The 26,416-nt window shown below is 48.8% G+C and carries 28 protein-coding genes; 23 read left to right on the top strand and 5 right to left on the bottom strand.

Annotated elements, in window-relative coordinates:
- The first annotated feature begins 66 nt into the window (after positions 1 to 66).
- Both VJ374_RS13790 and VJ374_RS13785 read left to right on the top strand, forming a co-directional pair.
- Complete coding sequence (locus tag VJ374_RS13790; RefSeq protein WP_290784557.1) at positions 67 to 864, top strand: ABC transporter permease; 798 nt, start codon at positions 67 to 69, stop codon at positions 862 to 864.
- Between the two features lie 15 nt (positions 865 to 879).
- Positions 880 to 1,833: an ABC transporter ATP-binding protein gene (locus tag VJ374_RS13785; RefSeq protein WP_035410435.1), complete on the top strand. Its 954-nt coding sequence runs from the start codon at positions 880 to 882 to the stop codon at positions 1,831 to 1,833.
- Positions 1,834 to 1,985: 152 nt separating this feature from the next.
- Here VJ374_RS13785 and VJ374_RS13780 read toward each other — a convergent pair whose 3' ends face one another.
- Positions 1,986 to 2,567 (bottom strand): LOG family protein, encoded by a 582-nt coding sequence (locus tag VJ374_RS13780; protein WP_329469206.1) that lies wholly within the window; start codon positions 2,565 to 2,567, stop codon positions 1,986 to 1,988.
- 78 nt (positions 2,568 to 2,645) lie between these two features.
- On the opposite strand from VJ374_RS13780, the gene VJ374_RS13775 reads away from it, so the two are divergent.
- Together VJ374_RS13775 and VJ374_RS13770 are read left to right on the top strand one after the other, a co-directional pair.
- On the top strand, positions 2,646 to 2,819 hold the full coding sequence (locus VJ374_RS13775) for a hypothetical protein (RefSeq protein WP_200934380.1): 174 nt from the start codon (positions 2,646 to 2,648) through the stop codon (positions 2,817 to 2,819).
- A gap of 292 nt (positions 2,820 to 3,111) precedes the next feature.
- Positions 3,112 to 3,546 (top strand): hypothetical protein, encoded by a 435-nt coding sequence (locus tag VJ374_RS13770; RefSeq protein WP_329469203.1) that lies wholly within the window; start codon positions 3,112 to 3,114, stop codon positions 3,544 to 3,546.
- Positions 3,547 to 3,550: 4 nt separating this feature from the next.
- Here VJ374_RS13770 and VJ374_RS13765 read toward each other — a convergent pair whose 3' ends face one another.
- Entirely contained in the window at positions 3,551 to 4,429 is an 879-nt protein-coding gene (locus VJ374_RS13765; protein WP_329469202.1) for a helix-turn-helix domain-containing protein, read from the bottom strand.
- A gap of 147 nt (positions 4,430 to 4,576) precedes the next feature.
- On the opposite strand from VJ374_RS13765, the gene VJ374_RS13760 reads away from it, so the two are divergent.
- From VJ374_RS13760 to VJ374_RS13745, 4 genes are all read left to right on the top strand, one after another.
- A complete protein-coding gene (locus tag VJ374_RS13760) occupies positions 4,577 to 4,723 on the top strand; it encodes a hypothetical protein (RefSeq protein WP_290756601.1) in 147 nt (48 codons plus the stop codon).
- 79 nt (positions 4,724 to 4,802) lie between these two features.
- Positions 4,803 to 6,008 (top strand): hypothetical protein, encoded by a 1,206-nt coding sequence (locus VJ374_RS13755; RefSeq protein ID WP_329469200.1) that lies wholly within the window; start codon positions 4,803 to 4,805, stop codon positions 6,006 to 6,008.
- Positions 6,001 to 6,738, top strand: coding sequence for a class I SAM-dependent methyltransferase (locus VJ374_RS13750; protein WP_329469199.1), 738 nt, complete (start codon positions 6,001 to 6,003; stop codon positions 6,736 to 6,738). The genes VJ374_RS13755 and VJ374_RS13750 overlap by 8 nt, the downstream gene beginning before the upstream one ends.
- Positions 6,739 to 6,879: 141 nt before the next feature.
- Positions 6,880 to 7,191 carry a hypothetical protein gene (locus VJ374_RS13745; RefSeq protein WP_290752749.1) on the top strand — a complete coding sequence of 104 codons (312 nt, stop codon included), beginning with the start codon at positions 6,880 to 6,882 and terminating at the stop codon, positions 7,189 to 7,191.
- A gap of 36 nt (positions 7,192 to 7,227) precedes the next feature.
- Here VJ374_RS13745 and VJ374_RS13740 read toward each other — a convergent pair whose 3' ends face one another.
- Positions 7,228 to 7,647 (bottom strand): helix-turn-helix domain-containing protein, encoded by a 420-nt coding sequence (locus tag VJ374_RS13740; protein ID WP_035410414.1) that lies wholly within the window; start codon positions 7,645 to 7,647, stop codon positions 7,228 to 7,230.
- 207 nt (positions 7,648 to 7,854) lie between these two features.
- On the opposite strand from VJ374_RS13740, the gene VJ374_RS13735 reads away from it, so the two are divergent.
- Complete coding sequence (locus VJ374_RS13735) at positions 7,855 to 8,379, top strand: VanZ family protein (protein WP_290752745.1); 525 nt, start codon at positions 7,855 to 7,857, stop codon at positions 8,377 to 8,379.
- Positions 8,380 to 8,395: 16 nt separating this feature from the next.
- Complete coding sequence (locus VJ374_RS13730) at positions 8,396 to 9,391, top strand: ATP-grasp domain-containing protein (protein ID WP_329469197.1); 996 nt, start codon at positions 8,396 to 8,398, stop codon at positions 9,389 to 9,391.
- A 65-nt stretch (positions 9,392 to 9,456) separates the two neighbouring features.
- On the opposite strand, the gene VJ374_RS13725 is transcribed toward VJ374_RS13730, so the two are convergent.
- Both VJ374_RS13725 and VJ374_RS13720 read right to left on the bottom strand, forming a co-directional pair.
- On the bottom strand, positions 9,457 to 10,215 hold the full coding sequence (locus VJ374_RS13725) for a homing endonuclease associated repeat-containing protein (RefSeq protein WP_290752739.1): 759 nt from the start codon (positions 10,213 to 10,215) through the stop codon (positions 9,457 to 9,459).
- 29 nt (positions 10,216 to 10,244) lie between these two features.
- On the bottom strand, positions 10,245 to 11,513 hold the full coding sequence (locus VJ374_RS13720) for an O-antigen ligase family protein (RefSeq protein WP_329469195.1): 1,269 nt from the start codon (positions 11,511 to 11,513) through the stop codon (positions 10,245 to 10,247).
- Between the two features lie 338 nt (positions 11,514 to 11,851).
- On the opposite strand from VJ374_RS13720, the gene VJ374_RS13715 reads away from it, so the two are divergent.
- From VJ374_RS13715 to VJ374_RS13655, 13 genes are read left to right on the top strand one after another with little or no spacing between them, the layout of a single operon-like run.
- A complete protein-coding gene (locus tag VJ374_RS13715) occupies positions 11,852 to 12,487 on the top strand; it encodes a YveK family protein (protein ID WP_231496901.1) in 636 nt (211 codons plus the stop codon).
- A gap of 21 nt (positions 12,488 to 12,508) precedes the next feature.
- Positions 12,509 to 14,374 (top strand): polysaccharide biosynthesis protein, encoded by a 1,866-nt coding sequence (locus VJ374_RS13710; RefSeq protein ID WP_290752731.1) that lies wholly within the window; start codon positions 12,509 to 12,511, stop codon positions 14,372 to 14,374.
- Between the two features lie 15 nt (positions 14,375 to 14,389).
- Positions 14,390 to 15,649 carry an oligosaccharide flippase family protein gene (locus VJ374_RS13705; protein ID WP_329469193.1) on the top strand — a complete coding sequence of 420 codons (1,260 nt, stop codon included), beginning with the start codon at positions 14,390 to 14,392 and terminating at the stop codon, positions 15,647 to 15,649.
- Positions 15,650 to 15,661: 12 nt separating this feature from the next.
- Positions 15,662 to 16,948, top strand: coding sequence for a hypothetical protein (locus VJ374_RS13700; protein WP_329469191.1), 1,287 nt, complete (start codon positions 15,662 to 15,664; stop codon positions 16,946 to 16,948).
- Positions 16,938 to 17,972 carry an NAD-dependent epimerase gene (locus VJ374_RS13695; protein WP_035410391.1) on the top strand — a complete coding sequence of 345 codons (1,035 nt, stop codon included), beginning with the start codon at positions 16,938 to 16,940 and terminating at the stop codon, positions 17,970 to 17,972. The genes VJ374_RS13700 and VJ374_RS13695 overlap by 11 nt, the downstream gene beginning before the upstream one ends.
- Positions 17,962 to 19,311 carry a phenylacetate--CoA ligase family protein gene (locus VJ374_RS13690; protein WP_290752719.1) on the top strand — a complete coding sequence of 450 codons (1,350 nt, stop codon included), beginning with the start codon at positions 17,962 to 17,964 and terminating at the stop codon, positions 19,309 to 19,311. The genes VJ374_RS13695 and VJ374_RS13690 overlap by 11 nt, the downstream gene beginning before the upstream one ends.
- A 12-nt stretch (positions 19,312 to 19,323) precedes the next feature.
- Complete coding sequence (locus tag VJ374_RS13685) at positions 19,324 to 20,667, top strand: nucleotide sugar dehydrogenase (protein WP_308101972.1); 1,344 nt, start codon at positions 19,324 to 19,326, stop codon at positions 20,665 to 20,667.
- Entirely contained in the window at positions 20,655 to 21,764 is a 1,110-nt protein-coding gene (locus tag VJ374_RS13680; RefSeq protein WP_329469188.1) for a glycosyltransferase family 4 protein, read from the top strand. Before VJ374_RS13685 ends, VJ374_RS13680 begins: the two co-directional genes overlap by 13 nt.
- Before the next feature lie 15 nt (positions 21,765 to 21,779).
- A complete protein-coding gene (locus VJ374_RS13675; protein ID WP_035410380.1) occupies positions 21,780 to 22,400 on the top strand; it encodes a sugar transferase in 621 nt (206 codons plus the stop codon).
- Entirely contained in the window at positions 22,381 to 23,451 is a 1,071-nt protein-coding gene (locus VJ374_RS13670) for a lipid II:glycine glycyltransferase FemX (protein ID WP_290752710.1), read from the top strand. The genes VJ374_RS13675 and VJ374_RS13670 overlap by 20 nt, the downstream gene beginning before the upstream one ends.
- On the top strand, positions 23,448 to 24,599 hold the full coding sequence (locus VJ374_RS13665; RefSeq protein ID WP_329469184.1) for an aminotransferase class I/II-fold pyridoxal phosphate-dependent enzyme: 1,152 nt from the start codon (positions 23,448 to 23,450) through the stop codon (positions 24,597 to 24,599). Before VJ374_RS13670 ends, VJ374_RS13665 begins: the two co-directional genes overlap by 4 nt.
- Positions 24,600 to 24,622: 23 nt before the next feature.
- Positions 24,623 to 25,366, top strand: a complete 744-nt coding sequence (locus VJ374_RS13660) for a hypothetical protein (RefSeq protein ID WP_035410371.1) — start codon at positions 24,623 to 24,625, stop codon at positions 25,364 to 25,366.
- Positions 25,367 to 25,395: 29 nt separating this feature from the next.
- Positions 25,396 to 26,286, top strand: coding sequence for an LCP family glycopolymer transferase (locus VJ374_RS13655; RefSeq protein ID WP_329469181.1), 891 nt, complete (start codon positions 25,396 to 25,398; stop codon positions 26,284 to 26,286).
- Positions 26,287 to 26,416 lie beyond the last annotated feature (130 nt).

The following is a 26,416-nucleotide window of genomic DNA, read 5'->3' as shown; positions in this document are numbered from 1 at the left end:
CAACGAATATGAAAATAAAATACATGTATCATGAATCGGAAGGAACTTACACTTATGCTGAAAGAAATGAGAAGTATCATCCGGGAACAGGTCGATAATTTCCCCCTGATTCGCCGGTTGGCGCGATATGAAATCAAATCAGCGCATGCAGAGCAGCGCCTTGGCCTTTTATGGGAGCTCCTCAATCCCGGTCTCCAAATCTTCATCTACTGGTTCGTCTTCGGGGTCGGTCTTCGCGGAAATAAGGACGTCGATGGAAACATTCCGTTCATCGTCTGGCTCCTTTGCGGAATCGTCGTCTGGTTCTTCATCAACGATGCGTTGCTTCGGGGATCGAATTCGATCAACAGCCGTCTCGCAATGGTAACAAAGATGCGTTTCCCGATGAGTGCGATTCCATCGTATGTCATCTTGTCACGGATGTATCAACATTTTGCGATGCTTGCCATTGTCATCGTCGTCATCATTGCAAACGGCATCCCGATCACATGGAAACTGCTTCAATTGCCGTATTATATGATTGCCACATACATTTTCGTCTATGCATTCTCGCTTTGCTTTTCGACACTCGTCACACTCGTCAAGGACATCCAGCTCTTCTTGCAATCGATGATGCGGATGCTCTTTTATATGACACCGATCCTTTGGAACATCGAGCGGTTCCCGGACGTCTTGCATGGTGTCCTCCGCTTGAATCCAGTCTACTATCTCGTCGAGGGATACCGGGCGAGCTTGCTCGGCGGACATTGGGTCTGGCAAGAATGGCCAACGGGTCTGTACTTCTGGAGTGTCACGCTCCTCTTATTCTCAGCCGGAACGTTCTTGCACATCAAGTTCCGTAAATCATTCACTGAGCTCGTTTAAGGGAAGGAAATCGCCATGTCTATGATTAAACTCGACCATGTCACGAAACGCTTCGACATGGTCACGACTACGAAAGAAAAATTCAAGCTCTTGTTCAAAAATCAAAGCAAGAGCGTTAAAACATTTACAGCTTTACGCGATATCTCACTTGAGATCGGAAAAGGAGAAGTCGTCGGTCTCGTCGGAATCAACGGTTCGGGTAAATCGACGCTCTCGAACCTGATTTCAGGGATCATCTACGCGAACGAAGGAAACGTCGCGATCAACGGAGAAGTCGCGATCATCGCCGTATCCCAAGGATTGAAGAACGTGCTGACAGGACGCGAGAACATTCGCTTAAAATGTCTCCTGCTTGGGATGGACGATGCGGAAATCGAACGTCGGATGCCTGGAATCATCGATTTCGCGGATATCGGTGACTTCATTGATCAGCCAATCAAGAAATACTCGAGTGGGATGAAGTCACGACTTGGCTTCGCAATCGCTGTCAATGTCGATGCCGACATCTTGATCGTCGATGAAGCATTATCGGTCGGTGACCAAACCTTCTATAACCGTTGTATCGATAAGATGAACGAATTCAAGGACGAAGGCAAGACCATCATCTTCGTCAGTCACTCGCTCTCGCAAATCAAGAGTTTCTGTGAGCGTGTCGTCTGGCTCGAATACGGTCAAGTTCGACTCGACGGGACGACGAAGGATGTCTTACCAGAATATAAGAAGTTCCTCGCAGAATATAAGAAATGGTCAAAAGAGGAACAACATCAGTACCGTCGCGATCGCTTGAAGGAACAAGCAGCAAATGCGCGGTCCGGAAAAGAAAACGTCGATGCTGACGTCAACGTAAAACATCCTGGCTGGATTTTATCAGGTCTCGGATTACTCGCGATTGCAGCAGGTAGTTTGATGGTCATTGACGAGACACCGTCTTTGACGAATCTTAGCGACGCAATCATGAAGTTCTTCTAACGTTTTACCAGATGCCTCTGTGCATCTGGTTTTTTTGTGCCAAAAGAGTAGGAATCCTGAAACGGAGTGGAGAAAACTAGTAAGTGAGAGAAGAAATATCGGAAGAGTATGCGAATGCATCAAAAAAAACGGAGTCGAGGACTCCGCTTTCATCAGGTTTGTGAGCGATCCATATACGTTTTGACGCGTGGTGCTTCATATGTGGCGAAGCGTTCTAAGAGACGATCCGGATCCGACTCGACGACCAGCATCGCTCGGTGTTCGGGAATCAAGAATCCTTGACGTTCCATCGTGTCGAACAGGGTAATCAAGGAGTCATAGTACCCGTCAATGTTGAGTACACCACAAGGTTTTTCATGCAGACCAAGTTGTGTCCACGTAAAGACTTCGAAAAACTCTTCCATCGTCCCGGGTCCGCCAGGAAGAATAATGAAGCCATCGGCAAGCTCTGACATCTTCGCTTTCCGCTCGTGCATCGAGTGGACGAGATGCAATTCAGTCAGTCCGGGGTGTGCTAATTCCTTTTCTTGTAGAAAGTGGGGTAAGACACCGATCGCTTGACCTTGAGCCGCAAGCGTAGCATCCGCGACAGCCCCCATCGTCCCAACGCGGGAACCGCCGTATACGAGTCCGATGTCGCGTGCGGCGAGCGCTTGACCAAGTGTGCCCGCTGCCTCGCGAAAGACGGGATGCGCGCCATCTTTAGAACCACAAAACACTGCAAGTCTATTCATGAACAGAACCTCCTTTGTTAGTGTCACCATAGCATATTCGGTGATCGGACGGCAGGGGAGACCAGGAAGGAGATCGGTATGCGACCACGTACGATCGTTTGGCTCGTCCTAATTATCGCAGCAATCAATTTGGGACTCGGGATATGGATGCCGGATACATCGACTCGGACGACAATTAGTTCGATACTACTAGGTGTGATTCTCATACTCGGTATATTTTATGTCATCGCGTTACGACAATCATCAAAATAAAGAGAGCTGGTTCGACTCGTATGAGTTGGACTAGCTCTCTTTTTGTCTGTTACAAAATTTTATCATAGTTAAATATTCAGAAAAATCTATTTTCATACACAAGTTCTACATATTGATGGATGATTTGTAAGAAAAACGCATTTTTAGGGACATATGACCCGAGCCAAAAGTAATAGAAAATGAAAAAAATGTGTAAAATACCATAATTATTCGTATTCGAATATTCAGAGGGGGTCTAAGGTTATATGATGTTGTTACGAAGCCATACGAAAAATAATAGGAGGTTATTTAAATGAACTTGAAAAAGAAATTAGTCGTAGCAAGCACAAGTGCTTTATTAGTATTAGGACTTGGTGTAACGGTATCAAATAGCACTACACAAGTTGCGAAGAACGATCTTCCAGCAGAATTTTCAGTGAAACAAGTTGCGAAGAACGATCTTCCAGCAGAATTTTCAGTGAAACAAGTTGCGAAGAATGATCTTCCAGCAGAATTTTCAGTAAAACAAGTTGCGAAGAACGATCTTCCAGCAGAATTTTCAGTGAAACAAGTTGCGAAGAACGACCTTCCAGCAGAATTTTCAGTGAAACAAGTTGCGAAGAACGACCTTCCAGCAGAGTTTTCAGTGAAACAAGTTGCGAAGAACGACCTTCCAGCAGAGTTTTCAGTGAAACAAGTTGCGAAGAATGATCTTCCAGCAGAGTTCTTAGTAAAACCACTTGTTTGATTAGTTACTGTTCAAGGAATTGACTTTTTCCATTTGAAAGAATTTGCTTATACTCATTCATTTGTAATATGTCAAATAGAAGATAAGCTTTTTGATAAGAGTCTTTTATCAAACTTAATTCTTCTTCCATGAGTTCTAAGGCATAAGCTTTTTGATAATAAAGTTGACCTAATAAAGACATATCTTTAAATCGTAAGCATTGCAGTATACCATCATTGATATATTTTAAAGCATCTGTTGGTCGTCTTAAATCAATTAATACTTTTGAAGTGTTATATAAAATTCGTATCTTTTCTACTAAAAGTTCGTCGCTATCAAATTTTAAGTTGATTAATTCTTCGTATACTTTAAGACCATACAAATAGTTCTTTTTTTCATAATAAAGAGTAGCGATTGCTGACTTTAATCGAACCAACATTTTAGGTGAAAAATAGATGGTTGAATATTTCTCTGCAAGTAATTGCAATTCTACTATACAAGTTCGGTAATCTATTTTATTCATGCGATATGCACTTATATGGAGATAGTATGAGTAAAGTGATCTTAATTCTTCATCAAAACTTATTGAGTTTACTTTTTCTTGAGCTTCTCGATAGATTATTTCATACTCTTGATTTTGAAAAGCGGTCAATAACCGATCATCCGTCAAACGTAGAGAGTCAACATGAGAATTATTGTTATTAAGAAATGCAGTTATCGGTACTTGCAATCGACGTGATAACGCATAGAGCAACTCGACCGTTGGCGAATGGGTGCCACTCTCGATCTTACTGATCTCAGCTTGACTGCAAATTCCGTTTGCTAAATCTTTTTGTGTCAGATTATGTTTCTTTCGCAGTCGGCGTAATGCTAAGCCGATTTGCGGTGACATGAATTGATCCATCGGCTCCTCGTCCTTTCGTAAAGATTGAACTGGTACAGGGTACCAATTTCTATTATAGAAGCGAATGGAACGGGATACCACTGATTTACTTGATTTCGTATCAATGTTTCAACGACCATCTCACTTGATTCAGAAAGGGGTACAACCATGACACTCATATTAAAAGAAACGCGACGTAACATGACTTCTTGCGCTTGGTGTCTCAATCCTGCTACCGTCTCCGTCGCCCCCCTCGCTCATCGGGAAATGGACCGGACTAATACGAAACCAAAAGCAACTATCAAATCGGCTTAATACACACAAAAAGGACTTCATTCGGATCGTAGAGAATGAAGCCCTTTTTTCAATCACTTGAAGAGAAAGGAGAGAGGACATGATCGGATTATCACTTATATCGGAACAAGACGGTTGGTTGCAACGTTCCTTGCCATCCATCGCGATGCAGACTTTTTGTGAGACACACCGTATATCAATTGATGCCTTTGATTATGATACACATACGTTTCATGATTTACTCGATTACATGAATTTTCAGGAATATGAGCACTACGTCTTCGTCCTTCAAGGAGAAGGGGAGCGTACGTTGCGTCTCGTTGCCTATTTGCAACACGAGATGCTACACGTCCAGTTTCATTTGATCCGGCAGAACGGGGAGGTTCTGTTTGGTCAACCGGATTTCCTGAACGGTCTCTTCTTACCGCAGGAAGAAATACCGGTTTCGGCATCCGTTCCGGCTGTTCATCATGCTCTCCTTTCTTTGATGACGGGTGTCTATCCGGCATCCGTGCCACACCATCCGCAACCGCTGCGTCATGTCTACATCGAGGACAGCTCATTGTTGGACCGGATTCCAGTAGACAGTTTTCAAGTGATGACGATCAATAGTGTCATCTATTTTGATCATCCGATGCGGCACGATCTGCCGATCATCGAGCTGATGAGTCGGACCCCGATTTTGTTGACATTCTCAGATCGTTTATCTCCGTCACTTGCGTCACAGCTGACGGTCTTATCTCGCGACGCACTTGCCGAGCGGTTACAAGACTGGCAGCAAACGGGGCGCATTCAAAACGATCAAACGATGGGGATTCTCGATTATGCGACAGTAAGCGGATTATGCGTCTCGCATCGCTTGTTCTTTTTTGCGGATGGGATTTACGCTGATCGACAAAAAACGATTCAGTTGAGTGCGGATATTTCAAGCGATATTGAATGTCTTCGAGAACAGCAACTTCAACCGGAGGCGCTCGCGTCGCAAACGGAACTGGAGTTGTTTCCGTTGTTGTATCAACTGGCAGGATCGTTTCAAGGGACGAGCCGTTTCATCACCCCTTACTCGGATCTTGAATTACCCCGGACGTCTGGACGGATTGGACCGTTAACACTAATCGGCATTCAAAATGAGGAAGGGTGTTTTGCGTTCGATCGAACGACGTTACGCCTGTTCGAGACGAACGAAGCATTCCTCTGGATTTTAGAAGCGGATCAAAAGGAACAATTCGACGTGTTGCCAGAGCGACTCGGCGCAAACTATGCGGAAGCGATTCAGCATTACAAGGAGTTGATGTATCATGGGTGAGGTCTTATTTGGTCCGTTTTTGCGTAAAGGTAGCTACTCCCGCGTCCAAGTGCTCGATCATGTACAGGGAGATGAACGATTTGGTCGATTGTACCAAGAAGCACAACAGTTAAATGAAGTCGATGAGTTGATGCTCTATCGACGTTATCTACAAAAAGGAGAGCAGATCCTATTTTACGGAACGTTTGATCCATCGCTCTTTAATCTTTTGTCGGACGAGGGGTATGACCTTTATCTGATTGAACCGGAAGCTTCGCGGACGAAACAGATCGCGGAGAAGTATCAGCATAAGATTTACGGCTGGAGTCATGACGTGACGGACGTCGTCGGGCCTGAGTATTTTGACCGGATCATCTTACCGGGAACGACGATTTTACGTTATACGCGTGGGGAACTGCTGTTGTTCTTCCGAAACATCCGTCAGTTGCTACGACCGAGCGGACGCTTGCTTGTGTCCTTGTATCACATCGATCACCTAAAATCAATTGTCCATCCGATTGCGACACGACGCTTTCAAAAGACATTACTTTTCTATGGCTATCACATCGATGGGGAGCGTCTTTTGTTCAACGCTTATCTCAAATCCGGACAAGAGGAAAAAGTCAGTTATGCGGTCGAATATCTATACGAACCAAAAACGCTGTTTGAATTTGCGACGTTATCGCGTTATCATGGACAATTTCTATATGAAGGAAAGACAATGATGGTATTGGAGTTCGAAAAACAATAAGTACAAAATATAATGTAATAATAAAATAAAAAATATATGTAATATATTGGTTTGAATAGGTCTAAAGACTGGGTAATGAGATACAGTAGTTTCCTTTGCACGATTCAAAGTACATCATAAGAAAGAGGAGCCGGATGTATCATGGAAAATCAGAGCGGAAGTACCTTTCAACAAAGTTGTCTATCGTTCATTGAGACCTTGTTTCCAGACGAACCTTTTCATTTCTTAGAAGAATCGAAAGCGATGGACGCCTTTGGTTATCCCGGTCGTCAATTGTTTTTCTCTTCATCTGCCCGTACTTTGAAATTCACTGTACTCGAGCAGGCGCATAAGCATTACGCACGTGTATTCGTATCCGAGAAAACAAGCGAAAATACGTTTTTTCGTCAGTTATTAGAAGCAACATATGACGACAATCAATTATACATCGATCATATCGTCCAAACAGAATAAAAAAGAGATCAAAATCAGCTGATTTTGATCTCTTTTTTACGCTTCGATAGAAGAAAGACCCCGCTTTAATGCTTGATCAATGGACGTTGCCATCTCATCCCGGACAGGTGATGAGACGAGTCGACCATCAAAATAGATTTCCTTCGATAGACTGAGATGAACCAGTAAATCTTCAAGAATGAGCTTTAGATCAAGCGGTTGCGATGGTTCAAGCGCTTGTTGCATGAATTCACTCAATGAAGGATGCTGTACATACTTCGGATCGATGAGATCAATGATCGTCGTGTCTAAAGCAAGAGCCAATCGTTCCAAAACTTGAGCAGAGGGAATGCGCTGACCACGTTCGTAAGCGGAAATGTCCGTTGCTGATTCACCACACCGTTCACCTAAAAATTTTTGAGTATACTTGTGTTGTTTGCGCAATTGCATAATTTTTTTACCTAGTGCACGATTCATGGCACTCCACTCCTATTCTTCAGCTCATTCTTTATAGTACTAATTAACCACTTTCATTATAAAAGAAACCTGATAAATGTAAAATATCGTTTTTCAAGGAAACTAAAAAAATGAACTGGGTTAAAATAGAAATTGATTTTCGGAGATAATCGCCTATCGTTTCTGTCCGTGCTATTCTAAAGTGATATCACATAAGGGAGTGTCTTCATGAAAAAAATCACCTGGTCCGGCTATGTCGTCTTTGCCGTCCTATTGATCCTCTTCATCTCAAGTTCGATGCCTTATCAGGCACAATCGATCAAACCTGGTCTATCTCGCTATATCCCATTAGGATTCGTCGATCATCTGCGATTCATCTCCTTCTCGTATCATGGAGAAGTCAGTGTAGCGGCACTCGGACGCAGTGGATTCATTGAATTTTTCATTCGTAAAGCAGCGCACGTCTCGACGTTTCTCGTATTAGGTATCGGTTTGATTGATTTGACGCGTCGTCGTTTGACACCGGGTCTTGCCGTCTTGTTCGCTTACTCATTAGCAATCACCATCGCTGTGTTTGATGAGTTTCATCAAATTTTAACGGGTGACCGGACTGGTCTCGTCCAAGATGTGTTACTCGACGGAACCGGAGCATTGATCGGAATCGGATGCTATCTGCTCGTTCGTAGGAAAAAAGTACAGCGCCAAGCAGGAAGTCTTTCTTTCTGGCACGAAAAGAAAAGGCATCACTTTTAACGAAGGAGATGGCCCTATGAAGACTGCCCATTTGTTGATGACAAGCGTCGGTCGCCGAACGAAACTGGTCGAGTACTTCGTTCGTGAGATGCCGGACGGTCACGTCAGTACTGCGGATTGTAATCCACTTGCACCGGGTCTTTATATGACGGAGCGTCATCATCTTGTCCCGCGCATCGACGCACCGGGGTATATCGATCATCTACTAGAGTTGTGTCAGCGGGAAGGCGTAACGGCGCTGTTGTCATTGATCGATCCCGAATTGGAGTTGCTCGCAGCGGCAACAGAACGATTTGAAGCGATCGGTGTCACGGTCCTTGTCTCACCGATGGATGCGTGCCAGTTATGCTTTGATAAATACGCTATGTATACGTATTGTGTCACGGAAGGGATTGCCCATGCACGAACATATACGACACTCGACGCATTTAAAAATGCGCTCGCGCAAGGGGAAGTCGCATTTCCAGTCTTCGTAAAACCACGTAACGGCAGTGCTAGTCTTCATGTCCAGGTTGTCTCCTCCCTTCAGGTCGTCGAAGGATTGTTCGCTGTCCATCCGAATTTATTGATTCAGGAATACTTAAGAGGACAAGAACTTGGCGTTGATGTGTATGTCGATTGGCTGACGCATGAAGTGACGGATATCTTCATTAAGGAGAAACTCGTCATGCGCGCAGGAGAAACGGATAAGAGTCGCTCCGTCAAACGCGACGACGTCTTTGAATTGATTGAGCAGGTATTAGCGGGAACTCGTCTCGTCGGTCCACTAGATTTTGATCTGTTCGATGTTGACGGAACGCTCTACTTATCGGAAATCAATCCACGATTTGGTGGGGGGTATCTTCATGCCTATGAATGTGGGGTCAATTTTCCGAAAGCGATCCGAAACAATCTCCACGGGCAACGCAATCCTCGACGAATCGGGGCGTATACGGAAGACATCTATTTGTTGAAGCACGATACGGTGACACTATTGCCGGCATCTCTACTTGAGCAGATCGAAAAATCATGATACGCACGAAAAAGGAGTGATCCGGTAACATACCGGGTCACTCTTTTTTAGATGGAAGAAAAGGATTAGGAAAGAGAAACGCGTGCACGCTTGAGGCATTGCACGGCGGAGGTCCAGCTGCCGAAGAGGGCGTTGATCGTCGAGGTGCTCGGAACCGAGCGACCTTCTGCCCATTTTCGGTAATGGATGATGCTGAGAGAAGGTAATTCTTCTTGTGCCTGCCGCAGTGCTTCAAGGACGTCTTCTTCGACCCATTTCCGGCGAGGTGGAGCGATGTCAAGGCAAGCGAGAGCATCTGCCCACGAACCATATTTACGGGCAATCGTCGCGACTGTCGGATGTCCATTTTCCTGTGCCCAAATCGCATACGTCTGTGTTGTCAGACGCGAAAGGACATCGGAAGCTTCAAGTAAAGCAGTGATGATCCGTTCTTCCGTCATCGAGATGGAGCGTGTCATCTCGATCTGTGCTTCTTCAAGCGCACGTGACCAAGAACCGAAACGTAAGTTGATCAGCGTCAAGGATGGTCCGTGTTTGGCTTTTGCCCACTCCCGGTAGCTATTACTATGGAAGGGATGTAAACGTGTCGATGCTTCCTTGATGAAAGTAAGAATCTCTTCATCTGAAAAATACGGACGAATTGATGAGAGACCAGCAGCTTGGAGTGCTTCACGCCAAGAGCCGAATACATTGATGATCGTCGTGATCGATGGAATGTCTTTTCCGACCGACCAGCGCGCATATGTCTTTGCGTCGAGAGAGGGATATTCGATACTAGCTTCGATCAGGCTATCGATGACTTGTTGTTCTGTCCATTTCTTCATGATGTCATACCCCTTTCGTGTAGGTGCGTCTAGGTGTGGGTACTGTCGTGAGGTGGAAGTCGACGAAGCGACGCATAAGCAAGAAGGCTGAGCCAAATGAAATAAAATCCACTCGGTCTGACGAGAACACTTTCCGTGAATTGGAGTAACCCGAGCCAGCTGGCTAGCAAGAGCGCGAGGAAAGCGAGATCCGTCGTCTGAATGCGAAGCAGTCGATAAAACAGATACAGAAAGACTGCACCGTACAGCAGACAACCAATGAGACCGAATTCGTAGAGAAACGTGATCGGTGTGCTGTGAAATGTATAAAGAATCCGTTCCCCGAGTTGTTCCTGCAGTCCACGCGGGGCACTTCCAATCCCGTGACCGAACCAGAGCGCGTCAGCGGAAGCGTGCCATCCTGCTTGCCAAAGCGTAAATCGTCCGTTAAGACTGAGCAGACGGGGAAGCAGACCTTGAAATGCGAAGACGGCACATAAGATCAGGCTTCCTGTCACATAACAGGCAGCTACCTGCATCCGGCGTCTCGTTCCCGGAACCATTCGAATACTCGTCAAGAGTGCCAGGAGGACGAAGGAGTAGATTCCTGTCTGCGAACCGCTCCTTAGCAAAGCAATGACGATCAGGAGTAAGAAAACAGCGTGCAGAAGACTTTGCCAACGTGGAAACTGTCGCAGTAGATAGACCCAAGCAAGCAGTCCTCCCGGAACGAGCCACGCTGCGAACGTATTCGGATTGTTCATCAGTCCAGCAAGGCGAAGGAATGAACCTTGCTCTCCGACATACAGCTGAGGAAACGACAAAGGACCGATTCGAAGCCATTGTAGGTTTTCGACCGGAACATACTCTGTGCCAAACGAGACGATGAGTGCGTAGGAAGCGAGAAAGACGGCTTGTCCGTAAAGGAAGTAATACAGAAGACGATGCCATTGATCGATCGATGTACGTGAGAGCGAAGAGACGATGCCGACGAAAAGCCAAGTCGAAATGAGGTAAAGCGAAGCAAGGACACGATCCGTATTCGCGTTAAAAAAGAAAAATACGATATGAAATGTCAGATAAATCAGAAAAATAAATCCGATTTGATGTCCAGTTGTGCGATTGACGCGATAGAACGGTCGTAAGATGAACCAACAGACGCTGAACAGAACGATGTAGGCAGGAAGCAACCAAAGTGACCACTGTTTAGGTAACACTTCGTCCGTAAAGGATAGAGGACGAATCCAAGCATCGAGCATGATCCAAATGACTAGGATGGATAAGGCAAACGATGTGGGTATATTGACTGATTTTAACATGATTTCTAAAGACTATCCACCCTTCATATAGGACTTATTACCGATTCAAATACTTTTTAATCGTCAAATTTGTATTTACCCTCATATTTTAAAAAATCATGCATACCAATGAAAAAATATTAAGAAAAACGCAATCATTTTTTCGTGAATCGCGTTTTTTTTGTGACATGAATTCCTGCTGTGAACTCGCGTCACGCAAACGAGATAGCTACCGAAAAAAATATAATCATTTTCACCAAGCTCTAATTGTTTTGGAATTCGATTGGAAATAAGGTGTAGACATAACCAATGTCCATCCATTCGGTCAAGCTAGAAAGAGGTGAACAACAGTGAGCTCGATGCATCAAAGAAAAACCTTTGGAGATCATCTGACGACACTCCGACGCGGCTGGTGGCTACTGGCACTCTTCACGATGCTCTTCGCAGGTGCCGGATATGCACTCAGCACGTATGTCATTCCGAAGACATATGAAGCGACGGCCTACATCCTCGTCGTTCCTCAAGCAAACGCAGAGGCGACATCGACGCCGACACTCGTCAGTACCTATCAAGATATCTTGCGAAGCCCAGAGGTCGTCGATCAGGTCGCCCAAAAGATGAACGTCACCGACAAGCGATTATTCGATTTGACGGATCGTCTGACGGTCTCGAGCAATCTCGATTCGCAAGTCATCGCCTTATCCATCACGGATCGTTCAGCGGAGCAGGCAGCCATTCAGGCAAATACGATGACGGAAGTCTTCCAGGATTATCTCCCGCAACTGATTAACACGAGTAAGACGGAAGTCTTCTCCAGTGCACGAATTCCAACGAAGCCCGTATCCCCGAACATTTTGATGAATACGGGAATCGGTGGTGTCCTTGGTTTAATGCTCGGACTCCTGATCGTCTATTCGCGCTCGTTAAGCAAAAAAGAAGTGACACGTGAAGCGACCGACAGTTATCCGAAAGTCATTCCCCGGACGCACTCATGAGAGAGGAGAGGAGACACCATCATGCAGCATTCCCCGCTTACCCCGTATCGTCGGCAGTTGAAGATTGGACTCCTTCGCCTGATCGACGCCGGAGTCATCGCACTCGCAACCGTAGTAACGTTCTACTTCTTTAATCCGCTCCATCTCACCGTCAATTTCGAGTTACAGGATGCGCTCGAAATCGCACTCATCCAGTGGATTGCCCTCACCTTCGTCGCTCATTGGATGCGTTTCTATCAAATCATCTGGCGCTACGCGAGTTTACGTGATCTCGCCGTTCTCCTCGTCGTCGTCCTTGCCAGCAGTTTCGTTTTACTTGGTCTTGAATATGCGTTGTTCGACTTTGCGGTCGAACGGGCGATCTTCTTGCAGACAGGACTTGTCTTGAACGGTATCTTATTCGTCCGGTTGTTGATTCGTGGCCGTAGTCTCAGACTCGTTCCGGAGCATAAGACGCTCGGCAAACGGACGCTAATCATCGGTGCCGGAGCTTCCGGACAGATGATCACGAAAGAACTGAAACAAAAGAAATCGCATATCTTAAACGTCGTCGGATTACTCGATGACTCGCTTGAACTACGCGGGATGCGAATTCACGGTGTTCCTGTCATCGGAGCGATCGAGCAACTTGAATGCATCATCGAGGAACAAAAGATTGAAGCGGTCGTCCTCGCGATCCCGTCCTTATCGTATCCGCGACGAATCGAACTGTTGAATCGAATTAAACAGACGCAAGTCGAGGCGCATACGTTACCGATGCTCGTCGAACTCGCTTCCGGTAAGGTGTCGATTCAACAAATCCGTGAAGTCTCAATCGCTGATTTACTCGGACGGGAACCAGTCGAGCTTGATATCACGGAAATCGAACGAAGCGTGCATGGAGCGACGGTCCTCGTCACCGGTGCCGGTGGATCAATCGGTTCCGAGATTTGCCGGCAACTGATTCGTTTTCGTCCTGAACGACTTGTTCTTCTTGGACACGGTGAAAACAGTATCTACCTGATTCGCCGGGAACTCGAGTGTCTCAGCCAGGACATCCAGTTCGAATCCGTCATCGCCGATGTACAGGACAGTGACCGGATGCTTGAAGTCATGCGACGCTTCGAACCGGACCTCGTCTATCATGCGGCAGCCCATAAGCACGTCCCGCTGATGGAGGATAATCCGAGCGAAGCCGTCAAGAATAATATCTACGGAACACGTAACGTCGCCCGAGCAGCAGAAGCGGCTGGAGTCAAACGCTTCGTCATGATCTCGACCGATAAGGCAGTCAACCCGACGAGCGTGATGGGCGCGACGAAACGAATCGCTGAGATGGTCATCCAGCAGATGGCAAGAAATAGCGAAACGACGTTCGCCGTCGTCCGGTTCGGCAACGTCCTCGGTAGCCGCGGTTCCGTCATCCCACTTTTCAAGGAACAAATCGCGAAAGGCGGGCCGATCACGATCACCGATCCTCGGATGACACGTTACTTCATGACGATTCCGGAAGCGAGTCGTCTCGTCATTCAAGCGAGTGTCCTCGCAAAAGGAGGCGAAGTGTTCGTCCTTGATATGGGTGAACCGGTCCACATTACGACACTTGCGAAAAACTTGATTCACTTGAGTGGATTTACAGAAGAACAGATCCCGATCGTCTACAGCGGGATTCGAAAAGGGGAGAAACTCTACGAGGAACTGCTCGCTCGTGATGAGGTGCATGACGAACTCGTCTTCGATAAGATCCTCGTCGGAAAAACACGCCCCTTCGGCTCCGTCGATCCGTACTTGCGTGAGATCGCCCAAGCGCTCGATCGGGACGATACACTTCGCCAGTATTTATTAGAAGCGACGAACGAGACCGATGCCGATCCAGTCGCACCAACGATGCGGATCGCTCGTAAATAGAGAGGGGGGAGAACGATGAAAACGGTTCGGCTGTCTCGCTTCAATCTCATCTTCATTGCAGATACAGCATATTCGTTACATCAATGGATGATTTTGACGCTCCTGATCAAATGGAGTACGCCGCTCAATATCGGCTACTTTAATTACGCCCTTGCCATCACCGCACCAATCGTCATGTTCTGTTGGCTGAATGCCAGTACGATCCTGACGGCAGAACGGGCTGGACTGACGAACTTCTGGCTCTTCATCAAGACCCGTTTTTCGCTCCTCTCGGCAGGTGTGTTCGTCCTCCTTGGTGTCTATTATTTCTTCGGTGAAGCGAACATCTTACTGCTGACGTTACTCGTCTATCTCAATAAATACATGGAGTCGTTCGCTGATCTCGGATACGGCTTCTTACAGGGACACACTGCCTTCAAGGAAGTCGCCATCTCGAAGATTTTTCGCAGTCTCCTGAATGTCTCAGGCGCAGCACTCGTCCTCTTTACGACCCATTCGATCCAGGGATTCGTCATCGCCTTGATCACTGGTAACTTGATCATGTTACTCGTCTACGATCTCCCGACGATTCGCCGGGTCGGTCGTGGTTTTGACAATCAAGCGCTCGACTTACGATATCGATCCGGTAAGGAGTTGTTCCTTAAAGCGATGCCACTCGGGTTCGTCGCTCTACTGATCGCCTTGAACGCAAACATCCCACGATTATTCGTTGGACATGCGATCGGAACGGAAGAACTCGGATATTATGCAAGCATTGCCTATCTACTCGTACTCGGTAGTCTGTTCATCCACTCCTTGATTGCTGTCTTATTGCCGAACTTCTCGTCAGAGACTGGTGAACGCCAAAGTTTACCGGAACTGCGCAAGCTGACACGGTCGATGTTACTGATGACGAACATTGTCGGGATCCTCCTGATTCTTGGAGCAATCTTCTTCGGAAAGTGGGGTTTGACGATTTTCTACAATGCGTCGTTCGTCAAATATCATCTGATTTTCGTCTTGATGATGGTCGCGTCGTTGTTCTTCTATAATTCGACCGTCATTCAAGCACTACTGACCGGCTTCCAGCAGTTTCGAATCCAGACACTCTCGATCTTCGGCAGTGTCGTCGTCAATCTCGTCGCTTGTAGCCTCTTGATTCCGTTGTACGGACTATACGGAGCGACGATTGCATACACACTTTGCGCAGTCACTCAGATCGTCCTACTGTTACCCGCGCTCTATCGCTCCTTGTATCCACGAAACGTCGCCCTCGTTGTCGAACAAAGCAGTTAAGGAGGGAAGAAGATGCGACCAATTCTCTTACTCATCGTCATTGAAGCGCTCGTTTGTCAATTCGCCCGGTCGCTCTTCCCGGACACGTACGTGACCGCCTTGCTGCTCATCAACTCGGTGTTGTTTCTCTATTACCTACTCCGCCAAGCCGAGACGACGCCGCTCTATCTTGTCTTCATCACCGCTTTCTTCGTCCGATTGGTTTTGATGTTCATCGATCTCGAACTGTTCCGCTTACCACCGCACAGTGGGGACGATACGGAAGCCTTTCATCTCGAAGGTGTCCAAATCTTCACCGACCCGTCGACCTTCAATGATGTCGTCCGCGGCACCTATTCCAAGTTTCTCGGAATCTTCTATCTGATGTTCGGACCGGAACGAATCCTAGCTCAGTTCTTCAACGTCATCCTTGGCGTCGTCGCCGTCGTCATTCTAGCAAAGACATTACAGCGATTACGTTTACCGGAACGATACGTCTTCGGTGCAACACTCATCTTCGCGTTCTTCCCGCAAGGATTGTTGCTCTCACCGATTCTCTTACGGGATCAGATCGTCGCCCTTGGAATCGTCTATACGCTTTATTACATGGTCCGCTGGACGGAAGAGAAGTCCAGCAGACATATGGTTCTCGCGTATCTCGGCTACTTCGTCAGTACGATGTTCCACTCCGGTCTTGCCGTTGGAATCGCCGTCTTACTCGTCTACTTCTCGTTTTATAGCCATGAGACACGACGCATGGACTTTGAACCGACGAAGGTACAGCGACTGATTTTCCAAGTACTCGTCGTCGGCTTCATCGTCTACAGCTTCCAAGACGTCTTGTTCGCGAAGTTCACCCACGTATCGGAAAACGGACAGTTGTTCAGCGGGATGAGCTATGACCGTGGCGGCTCCGCTTACTTGAATGGATTGACGGTGACAGGTCCAGGCGACATGATTCTCTACTCACCGATCCGGATGATCTACTTCCTGTTCTCACCATTCCCGTGGCAATGGTCGAGTGTCATGAACATCCTGATTTTCTTCCTTGACGCCATCTTCTACTTCATCGGTTGTTTTACCATCATTCGGTCGTTCAAACTGATTCGTCAGCATCCGTTCGGCAGCGTCCTCTTCTTCTTTTTCCTTCTTTTTGCACTCAACGCGTTGATCTTCGGTCTTGGAACCGGCAACGTCGGAACGGCCATTCGACACCGGTATAAGTTGTTCCCGATGTTACTCATCGTCTATACATCCGTTCACTACATGCGCCTGCAAGCGCGCCACTACTTCGAGGAGGTCGAACACCGTGCCGAATAAAACGATCTTAATCACTGGTATCGCAGGCTTCATTGGATTTCATGCCGCACGTCGTTTCATCCGGGAGGGTTACCGAGTCATCGGACTCGATGAAGTGAACGACTATTACGACCCGACGTTAAAAGAAGCCCGGCTCGCTGAACTCGGCACGAATTATACATTTTACCGGGTCTCACTCGAAGAGACGGAAGTCGTCGCGCGAATCTTTGAACAAGAATCAATTGATCTCGTTCTCCACCTGGCAGCGCAGGCAGGCGTACGCTATAGCATCGACCGACCCGATGTCTACATGACATCAAACATCGTCGGTTTTCTCTCGATTTTAGAAGCCTGTCGCCATCATCCCGTCGAGCAGTTGATCTACGCTTCATCGAGTTCCGTCTATGGATCGAATACGAAGATGCCGTTTGCGACGACGGATGCCGTCGATCATCCGCTAAGTCTTTACGCCGCCTCGAAAAAAGCAAACGAATTGATGGCACACACCTATAGCAGCCTTTACGGCATCAAGACGACAGGGCTTCGCTTCTTTAGCGTCTACGGTCCATGGGGGCGCCCGGATATGGCATTGTTCAAGTTCACAGAGGCGATTGCGAAGGGCGAACCAATCGATCTCTACAACTACGGCGAGATGGGACGAGACTTCACCTACGTCGACGATATCATCGAAAGCATCTATCGTCTGTTCCAGACTGAACCGGAAGTCGACGCGACGTTTGACGCGTCAAATCCCTTACCGGATCGTAGCAACGTCCCGTATCGCGTCTACAACATCGGTAGTCATAGCCCGATTCGCTTAAGTGAATTCGTCGCCTTGATTGAACGACGCCTCGGTAAGACGGCGATCAAGAACGGGATGCCGTTACAACCGGGTGACGTCCCGGAAAGTTTCGCCGATGTCTCCTCACTATTTGAGACAATCGGCTACCGACCACAGACGACGGTCGAAGCTGGTGTCCATGCATTCATCGACTGGTACGAGAGCCATTACTTGATGAAGGAGGAAATCCAAGATGGCGCTTAAAGAGAATATCTACTATCGCTCTCCAATTTTCATCCAAAATTGGCTGACCTCGTTATACGGTCGGAAGTTGATGCAAGAACGCTACGGTCGCTTCTATGAGCAAAAGATGAAGGAGCTCCGGATGAAGGACCGGACGCGGGATTACCAAGCGGAACAACTCGACCGTCTGAATGCGTTCCTTGCCTTCGCCGTGGCGCATACACCGTATTACAGACAACTCTTTCACGAACATGACATCCAGTTACCGTTTACGTCACTCGAGCAGCTGAAGACGATTCCGATCCTTGAAAAAGAGACGCTTCGCCAAAACAATGATGCGTTCATGTCCCGTGTCGATGCGCCGGTTCGCGGACGGACGGGAGGGACGAGCGGAAAGTCACTCCAGGTCGCCTTCATGCGAGAAGATGTCCAGGAACGGATGGCCCATCTTGATTACTTCAAGGAACTCCACGGTTTCAAGGCCGGAATGCGCCGGGCAAGCTTCACCGGTCGGACGCTGACAGCCGTCGATCAAACGAAACCGATCTTCTGGCGGATGAATCGACCACTCAATCAATTGTTACTCTCGATTTTTCATATGAAAGAAGAGAACTTCCCAGCCTATATTGAAGAGCTGAATCGTTTTCAACCACGCGCACTCGACGGAACACCGACGGCGATGGTCGAAATCGCCCGTTATATGCTGAAGCACCACATTCAACTGGATATCCCGCTGATCGCCATCTTCCCGACATCAGAAACGGTGACGGAGGAGATGCGCTCCATCCTCGAGGAAGCATTCGGTGTCCCGGTCTTTGATCAATACGGTTCCTCGGAAGGAGCACCAATCATCTCGGAGTGCCGCCATCATAAACTGCATCTGCACCACGAAACTGGCATCATCGAACCGTATGGAGAGGACGGAGAAGTCGTCGTCACCTGTTTTACGACACGCGGCACACCGCTGATTCGTTACCGGATCGGTGACCGGATGACACTCAGTGACGAGACATGCGGCTGCGGATTAAATGGTCCCGTCATCGCCTCGATCGATGGTCGGGGAACGAGCTACATCGTCAGCGAGAAGCGTGGCAAAGTCTTCGAAGGAGACATCACGACGATTGCCCGGGAGCTACCGAACTCAGTTCTACGACTCCAAGTCGAACAGCATGCGCTCAATCATGTGACACTCCGCTATATTCCGGATGCGAAACGTTTCCAACCGAAGCACGAACAGATTCTCTTGAACGAGATGCGCAAGTTACTCGGCTCCGACATGAAAATCGTCCTCGAACCAGTCGAACACGTCAAACAAGAGCCAAACGGAAAAACGTTGATCGTCAAACAGTCGATGAAATAGGAGGAACCCAACATGAACAAGGCAGTCAAACACATCGTAGATACGACAGCAGCCCATACTGGTGCACTTCCCATTGCCAACCGTTCGATTGCCGTCGTCGGACTCGGCTACGTCGGACTTCCCGTTGCCGTTGCGTTCGGTGAAAAGACGGGCGTGATCGGCTTTGACATCAAGGAACAACGAATCCAAGAACTTCAAGAAGGCATCGACGCGACACTCGAACTGAGTCCCTTCACGTTGAAGAACGCAACCGTCGATTATGTCTCAGATCCATCGGCACTGCAGGCGAGCGACTTCATCATCATCGCCGTTCCGACCCCGATCAATGCACAGAACCAGCCGGACCTGACACCACTCTTACGGGCGTCGCACCTCGTGGGTCGCCAACTCAATAGAGGCGACATCGTCGTCTACGAGTCGACCGTCTACCCTGGAGCTACGGAAGAAGATTGTATCCCGGTTCTTGAAGAAGCGTCCGGCTTATGCGCTGGTGTCGACTTCTTCGTCGGCTACTCACCGGAGCGAATCAACCCGGGTGACCATGAGCACACGTTTAAAACGATTAAAAAAATCGTCTCCGCCCAAGATGAACAGACACTGGATATCGTCGCGGAAGTTTATGAAGCCGTCGTCGAAGCCGGTGTCCACCGTGCCTCATCGATCAAGGTCGCGGAAGCAGCAAAAATCATCGAAAACACACAACGCGACCTCAACATCGCCTTGATGAACGAACTCGCAATCATCTTCGACCGGATGAACATCGATACGCTCGAAGTCCTCGAAGCAGCCGGTACGAAATGGAACTTCCTCCCGTTCCGTCCGGGTCTCGTCGGCGGTCACTGTATCGGTGTCGATCCGTTCTATCTGACGATGAAGGCGGAGTCACTTGGATACCATCCGGAAGTCATCCTTGCCGGTCGCCGGATCAACGATACGATGGGGCGTTTCATCGCAACAGCGCTCGTTAAGAACTTGATCAAACAGAACATGCCGGTGCTCGGCGCCCGGGTCACAATTCTTGGATTATCGTTCAAAGAAAACGTCAGCGACATCCGCAACTCGAAAGTTGCGAACCTCGTTCATGAAATCGAAGAGTTCGGAATCGACGTCCAAGTGACGGACCGACTCGTCGAAAAGAGTGAGGCAAAACGTGAGTACGGGATCGACTTACTCGAGATGAGTGAACTCAAACCAGCCGACGTCGTCATCTTTGCCGTCTCACACGAAGAATACGTTGAAGGTGGTTGGAATCTAGCACAACACTTACTGAAGGTCGGTCGCGGCATCGTCGTCGACATCAAAGGCATGTTGCCACGAGCAGAACAACCGGAGGGGGTCCACGTATGGCGCCTCTAAAAATCCTTCAAGTCTGTGCTCTCGATACGACGGCAGAGACGATGTTGCAGCCGCTCTTACTCGCTTTGCAAAATGCGGGGCACGACGTCGGCATCGCCTGTGCCGACACGGGTGCCTCGGTGAAACTGGCAGCAAAGGGATTCCGGATGCATGACATTCCGATCGAGCGGCGAATCGACTGGACGAGTAACTGGCGGACGATCCGTGAAATCACGCGAATCTTGAAAGAGGATGGTTACGACGTCGTCCATGTCCACACACCAGTCGCCGCTGCCCTTGGACGGGTCGCCGCCAAACGTGCCGGGACGAAGCATATCGTCTATACGGCACACGGTTTTTACTTCCACGAGAAGATGGGGCGGATGACGTATCAGCTAACGTATTCAGTCGAAAAGTGGTTGGCACGTCTCGCGACCGATTATCTGCTCCTTCAAAGCGAGGAAGATTATCAACTCGCCCAGCGCAAACGCTTTAAAGCGAATACCCGGCTGATGCATCTCGGAAATGGAATCGACTTGACCCGCTTCTACCCACGACCACGTGAAGCCGGAGCGCCGTTTACGTTCTTATTCATCGGTCGGATCGTCGAAGAGAAAGGAATTCTCGAACTGCTCGATGCATTCGAGGATGTCGTCTATCGTCACCCGGAAGCCCGTCTCGTCATTGCCGGTGAGATGATGGCAAGCGAGCGCGATCAGACGACGAAACACTTATTCTTACGGCGGATCCGCGAGATTCCAAACGTCGACTACCTTGGATTCGTCGAAGACGTACCGGGTTTGTTCCAACAAGTCGATGCCTTCGTCTTACCGTCGCATCGTGAAGGCGTACCACGATCAATCATCGAAGCGATGGCGAGCGCAAAACCGGTCATCGCGACAAACATCCGCGGCTGTCGTGAGGAAGTCGTCGAGGGGAAGACAGGCTATCTCATCGAAGTCCGCGATATCACGAAGCTTGCCAAACGGATGAACACACTCGTCGAACATCCTGACCGTGCCAACGAGATGGGACGGAACGGATTTGACCGTGCCATGAAACATTTCAACGAAGCCGACGTCATCAAACGACAACTTGATCTCTTTTCAGCTATGTAAAAGGAGGACGTCATCATGAAACGCACATTCGACTTCACGGTTAGTCTTATCGCTATCTTGATCCTGATTCCCGTCTACGCCCTCGTCGCCTTAGTCATCTATACGAAGCTCGGTCGTCCGATTTTCTTCAATCAAGTCCGCCCAGGTTACAAGGGGGAGTTGTTCAAAATCTACAAATTCCGCACGATGACGAACGAAATGGATACTGAGGGAAAACTTCTCCCGGATGCAGACCGGATTCCCGCATCACTCGAGTGGATTCGTCGCTTAAGCCTTGATGAGATTCCGCAGTTTTTTAACATTCTTCGCGGACAGATGAGCTTCGTCGGACCGCGTCCATTACTCGTCAGTTACTTGAACCACTATACGAAGGAGCAGATGACACGGCATGATGTCCTTCCTGGTCTGACGGGCTGGGCGCAGATTCATGGACGGAACGCGACGACGTGGCAACAACGACTCGAGCAAGATCAATGGTACGCAGCGAATCAGACATTCCGACTCGATCTCTATATCTTGTTCAAGACGTTCAAAATGGTCATCTCGTCAGAAGGGAACTCGACGGCTCATCAGACTGGGATGGGTGAGTTCAAGGGTCTCGACGGAGGTGTTCCCCATGATGTCGTTAAGCGATGAACGGTTGATCCGGGATCCGCGCGAATGGGATGCACTCGTTGCGACCTATCAGCTCGATTGTTACTACGAACATGCTTACTTCGAACTCGCGAAGGAACACGACGAGATTCCTGAGTTATTTTATTATCCGACGGAGTTTGGGACGTTGATCTATCCGTACTTGCGGCGACGGATTCCAGGCACACTCTTTGAAGATATCACGACACCTTACGGCTACGGTGGTCCTTCTTTCAAAGGCATCTGGTCACTCGATCAGATTCGCGAAGCGCGCGAGCGATTCGAACGCTATTGCAATGAGACGGGAATCGTCACAGAGACGGTTCGCTTCCATCCACTCTTGCACAATCAAGAACTGGGTCAATACTGGTGCCATCAAACGGAGATCCTGCAGCCGACCGTGACACTGGAACTAACGGACCCGTTCGAGATGATCGAAAGCGACTTTTCGCAAATGACGCGACGCAACATCCGGAAGGCGCGTCGCGAAGGCGTCACGATTCGTCTGGGACGCCCGGAAGAATACCGGGACTTCGCGCGTCTCTATCAGATGACGATGGACAAACATCAAGCCGATGCCCGGTATTACTTTGATCAGACCTACTTCGATCACTTCGCGGACGGACGAATCAAAAATGTCCTGTTGCTTGCTGAACATGACGGACGGATCATCGCCGGATGCATCGTCTTGACTGGTCGCCAGTTCGCGCATTATCATCTCGGTGCTTCCGATCCCGCGTCGTTAGCACTTCGACCCAACCATCTATTATTCGCAGAGATGATTCGTTGGGCAAAACAAGCCGGTTTTCAAGCGCTTCATCTCGGGGGAGGCACGACACGATCGAATACGGATAGCTTACTTGCCTACAAACGATCCTTTAGTGCGAATCAAACGTTTTTTGGACTCGGTACGTCGATTCTTGATGCCACGATCTATGAGCGTCTAACGCGACAATTCGAACGACAACATCCGGAAACTCAAATGGGTCACTGGTTCCCGCTCTACCGAACACCGATTCGTCATCTGTCACCTCGAAGGGAGGAAACATCATGAAACACATCCCACTCTCCATCCCGCATTTAAGTGGTCAGGAAGCCCGTTACGTCAACGAGGCACTCGAGACGAACTGGGTCGCCCCTCTTGGACCAAATGTCGATGCCTTTGAACGAGATATGCAAGCATACACGGGAGCTGGTGCAACGCTTGCGACGAGCAGTGGGACAGCAGCGATCCATCTGGCGCTCGCGACACTTGGTGTCACGACGGGGGATGATGTCTTCTGTCAGTCCTTGACGTTCATTGCCTCGACGAATCCGATTCGGTATGTCGGAGCGCGACCTGTATTGATCGACTCGGAAGAAGAGACCTGGAACATGTCGCCCGTCGCACTCCGTCGGGCCTTGATCCAGGCGGCGACGCGTGGTCGACTTCCGAAGGCTGTCATCGTCGTTCATCTGTACGGTGTCGCCGCGCAAATCGAGGAGATTGCTGCGCTCTGTGAAGAATACGATGTTCCGTTGATCGAGGATGCTGCAGAATCACTCGGGACTCGTGTCAACGGGCGGATGACAGGAACGTTCGGAACGTTCGGAATCTATTCGTTCAATGGCAACAAAATCATCACGACGTCAGGCGGCGGAATGCTTGTCGCAAATGATCCGGCTCTGATCGAGCGTGCCTTTTATCTCGGAACACAAGCGCGACAGCCGGTCTTGCATTATGAGCATACGGAAGTCGGCTACAATTACCGGATGAGTAATGTCGCTGCTGGGATCGGACGGGGACAGCTTGAGGTTCTCGATCAACGCGTCGATGCACGGCGGAAAATTTTTGATCGCTACGACCGTGCCTTTGCACCGGACAGCGTCACGTCGCAAGTCGAGCAGCCTAGAACATTCGCCAACCGCTGGCTCAGTGCCTTTCTTTTACCGGGTGGTCAAGCGCAACGCGATGCGATGATTCAGACACTGCAACAAGCGAATGCCGAGTCTCGCCCGGTCTGGAAACCGATGCACTTACAGCCCGTCTATCGCGACGTACCATTTGTCACAGCAGAAGGGGTTGACGTCAGCCGTCGCTTGTTTGAAGACGGTATCTGCCTTCCGTCTGCTTCACAAATGACGTTCACTGAACAAGCCGTCGTCATCCGAAACGTTCGTCATGCTTTACAGACGACCGTACGCCGGAACGTCCAGTCATGAATATATGGGAAGGGGACATCGTCATGCGCGATATGGAGGAAGCGATCCACGCACTCCGTCTCGCTGCGAACGGGAAGAATGAATTGACGGCCAATACCTATTTCCGCTGGCAACTCCACACCACTCATCCAAGCGTCGCGGAAATCCTGATGCTGTTTGGATCGTGGCAAATCGCCTTGGAACGAGCAGGCATCGGGCATGCCCGCTTGACGTTCACGAAATCGGAAATCATTGACGCCTTGCGTCAGGCACGGGAGGAACTCCATCCTTTCACGAGTGCGACGTACCGCGAATGGGCACAACAGAAACAAGCACCAAGCCTGACGGATATCGTCCATCAATTCAACTCGTGGCAGCAGGCATTGTCAGAAGCGGACATCTTAAAGGAACGCGTCCAGGAAATGGAACAACGGATCATCGAGTCATTACTGGAAGCGCAAGGGGTCTTGCCGGTCTTGACGAGTCAGACCTACACGAAGTGGGCGGCTGGTCAAAATCGTCCGACCGTCGCAACGATTGCCCGCCGGTACGGCTCTTGGTCAAACGCACTTGAAATCATTGGGATCGAATTCCCACGTAAACGCTGGCGGGAAGAAGAAGTGCTCGACGTACTTGCTGAAGCCGCACAAGAGACGGAGCATCTGACGATCGCAAGTTATCAACGGTTCAGTATCGGACGTGATGCGCCAAGCATCGGAGTCATCACTGCCTTGTTCGGTAGCTGGCGCAATGCTTTGCTGGTACTCGAAGCACAACGACCGTCCTGAATTCAAATTGAAGAAAAGGAGAATGGGTGATGAAGAAATGGAAATGGATCGTACTGACACTTACGGGGATTTGCCTGCTCCTTCTCTTTAGTTCAGGCGGATATGTGTATCATAAAGCGAGTCAGACACTCGAAGAAGTCCAGGTACCGGTCAAAGCAAGCGTTGAGACGGAAAAAACCGTCGAGCAGAAAAAAGGACTCTCGTTTCTCTTACTCGGCGTCGATCAACGAAAAAATGAGACAGGACGGAGTGATACGATCATCGTCGTGACGATTGATCCGAAAACGAATACCAGTCAGATGATCAGCATCCCGCGCGACTTAAAGACAGACATCATCGGCAATGGTTCGAATGATAAAATCAACCATGCCTATGCCTTCGGTGGTCCACAGATGGCGCTTGATACGGTCAGTCATCTGTTAAAGATCCAGATCGACTATTTCGCTGAGATCAATCTAGCGGGCTTTACGGATCTCGTCAATGCGGTGGATGGGGTCAGAGTCAAGAACGATATCAATTTTTCGTACTATGAGATGCAGTTCCCAAAAGGAGAACTATTACTGAACGGGAAGGAAGCACTCGCCTATGCCCGTATGCGGCACGATGATCCACGTGGGGACTTCGGACGACAAATCCGCCAACGGCAAGTCGTTCAGGCAGTTGCCGATAAAATGACAGAAGACTTCTCGATTCGTCGTTTCAACGCTATCCTCGATGCCCTCGGGAAAAACGTCAAGACGAACGTACCATTTTCCGTTGCCCGGACGGTCGCGACGGACTACCGGGATGCCTTACGTAACGTCAAGACCTTGTCGCTTGACGGATCAGGAGGCATCGAATCGGACGGCATCTATTACTGGCATCCGACGGATAAGTCGTTAAAAGAAGTTCAAGCTCAACTGCAGGAAGCGCTCAAATGATTGGAATGGAGAGGAAATTGCGATATCAGGACTGATTGATAACGAAACGAACGCTACTCTCATCCGCGCTTTCCTCAGGCGGGAAATCAGCCGCGGCAACCAACATTTCATGCTGTTTGCCGGGTCTGAT

The sequence above is a fragment of the Exiguobacterium sp. 9-2 genome (assembly GCF_036287235.1).
Taxonomy (GTDB): domain Bacteria; phylum Bacillota; class Bacilli; order Exiguobacteriales; family Exiguobacteriaceae; genus Exiguobacterium_A.
The sequence above is the reverse complement of the archived record's forward strand: the minus strand, read 5'-3'. Positions and strand labels throughout refer to the sequence as shown.

What these genes read in the sequence shown, in the direction of transcription:
- VJ374_RS13670 (WP_290752710.1), top strand. Translation starts at nt 22,381, where the DNA reads ATGATGTCGTTAAGCGATGAACGGTTGATCCGGGATCCGCGCGAATGG.
- VJ374_RS13700 (WP_329469191.1), top strand. Translation starts at nt 15,662, where the DNA reads ATGCGACCAATTCTCTTACTCATCGTCATTGAAGCGCTCGTTTGTCAA.
- VJ374_RS13765 (WP_329469202.1), bottom strand. Translation starts at nt 4,429, where the DNA reads ATGGATCAATTCATGTCACCGCAAATCGGCTTAGCATTACGCCGACTG.
- VJ374_RS13685 (WP_308101972.1), top strand. Translation starts at nt 19,324, where the DNA reads ATGAACAAGGCAGTCAAACACATCGTAGATACGACAGCAGCCCATACT.
- VJ374_RS13660 (WP_035410371.1), top strand. Translation starts at nt 24,623, where the DNA reads ATGCGCGATATGGAGGAAGCGATCCACGCACTCCGTCTCGCTGCGAAC.
- VJ374_RS13690 (WP_290752719.1), top strand. Translation starts at nt 17,962, where the DNA reads ATGGCGCTTAAAGAGAATATCTACTATCGCTCTCCAATTTTCATCCAA.
- VJ374_RS13680 (WP_329469188.1), top strand. Translation starts at nt 20,655, where the DNA reads ATGGCGCCTCTAAAAATCCTTCAAGTCTGTGCTCTCGATACGACGGCA.
- VJ374_RS13780 (WP_329469206.1), bottom strand. Translation starts at nt 2,567, where the DNA reads ATGAATAGACTTGCAGTGTTTTGTGGTTCTAAAGATGGCGCGCATCCC.
- VJ374_RS13755 (WP_329469200.1), top strand. Translation starts at nt 4,803, where the DNA reads ATGATCGGATTATCACTTATATCGGAACAAGACGGTTGGTTGCAACGT.
- VJ374_RS13750 (WP_329469199.1), top strand. Translation starts at nt 6,001, where the DNA reads ATGGGTGAGGTCTTATTTGGTCCGTTTTTGCGTAAAGGTAGCTACTCC.
- VJ374_RS13760 (WP_290756601.1), top strand. Translation starts at nt 4,577, where the DNA reads ATGACACTCATATTAAAAGAAACGCGACGTAACATGACTTCTTGCGCT.
- VJ374_RS13745 (WP_290752749.1), top strand. Translation starts at nt 6,880, where the DNA reads ATGGAAAATCAGAGCGGAAGTACCTTTCAACAAAGTTGTCTATCGTTC.
- VJ374_RS13655 (WP_329469181.1), top strand. Translation starts at nt 25,396, where the DNA reads ATGAAGAAATGGAAATGGATCGTACTGACACTTACGGGGATTTGCCTG.
- VJ374_RS13725 (WP_290752739.1), bottom strand. Translation starts at nt 10,215, where the DNA reads ATGAAGAAATGGACAGAACAACAAGTCATCGATAGCCTGATCGAAGCT.
- VJ374_RS13790 (WP_290784557.1), top strand. Translation starts at nt 67, where the DNA reads ATGAGAAGTATCATCCGGGAACAGGTCGATAATTTCCCCCTGATTCGC.
- VJ374_RS13730 (WP_329469197.1), top strand. Translation starts at nt 8,396, where the DNA reads ATGAAGACTGCCCATTTGTTGATGACAAGCGTCGGTCGCCGAACGAAA.
- VJ374_RS13705 (WP_329469193.1), top strand. Translation starts at nt 14,390, where the DNA reads ATGAAAACGGTTCGGCTGTCTCGCTTCAATCTCATCTTCATTGCAGAT.
- VJ374_RS13785 (WP_035410435.1), top strand. Translation starts at nt 880, where the DNA reads ATGTCTATGATTAAACTCGACCATGTCACGAAACGCTTCGACATGGTC.
- VJ374_RS13715 (WP_231496901.1), top strand. Translation starts at nt 11,852, where the DNA reads ATGCATCAAAGAAAAACCTTTGGAGATCATCTGACGACACTCCGACGC.
- VJ374_RS13775 (WP_200934380.1), top strand. Translation starts at nt 2,646, where the DNA reads ATGCGACCACGTACGATCGTTTGGCTCGTCCTAATTATCGCAGCAATC.
- VJ374_RS13735 (WP_290752745.1), top strand. Translation starts at nt 7,855, where the DNA reads ATGAAAAAAATCACCTGGTCCGGCTATGTCGTCTTTGCCGTCCTATTG.
- VJ374_RS13740 (WP_035410414.1), bottom strand. Translation starts at nt 7,647, where the DNA reads ATGAATCGTGCACTAGGTAAAAAAATTATGCAATTGCGCAAACAACAC.
- VJ374_RS13675 (WP_035410380.1), top strand. Translation starts at nt 21,780, where the DNA reads ATGAAACGCACATTCGACTTCACGGTTAGTCTTATCGCTATCTTGATC.
- VJ374_RS13770 (WP_329469203.1), top strand. Translation starts at nt 3,112, where the DNA reads ATGAACTTGAAAAAGAAATTAGTCGTAGCAAGCACAAGTGCTTTATTA.
- VJ374_RS13710 (WP_290752731.1), top strand. Translation starts at nt 12,509, where the DNA reads ATGCAGCATTCCCCGCTTACCCCGTATCGTCGGCAGTTGAAGATTGGA.
- VJ374_RS13720 (WP_329469195.1), bottom strand. Translation starts at nt 11,513, where the DNA reads ATGTTAAAATCAGTCAATATACCCACATCGTTTGCCTTATCCATCCTA.
- VJ374_RS13665 (WP_329469184.1), top strand. Translation starts at nt 23,448, where the DNA reads ATGAAACACATCCCACTCTCCATCCCGCATTTAAGTGGTCAGGAAGCC.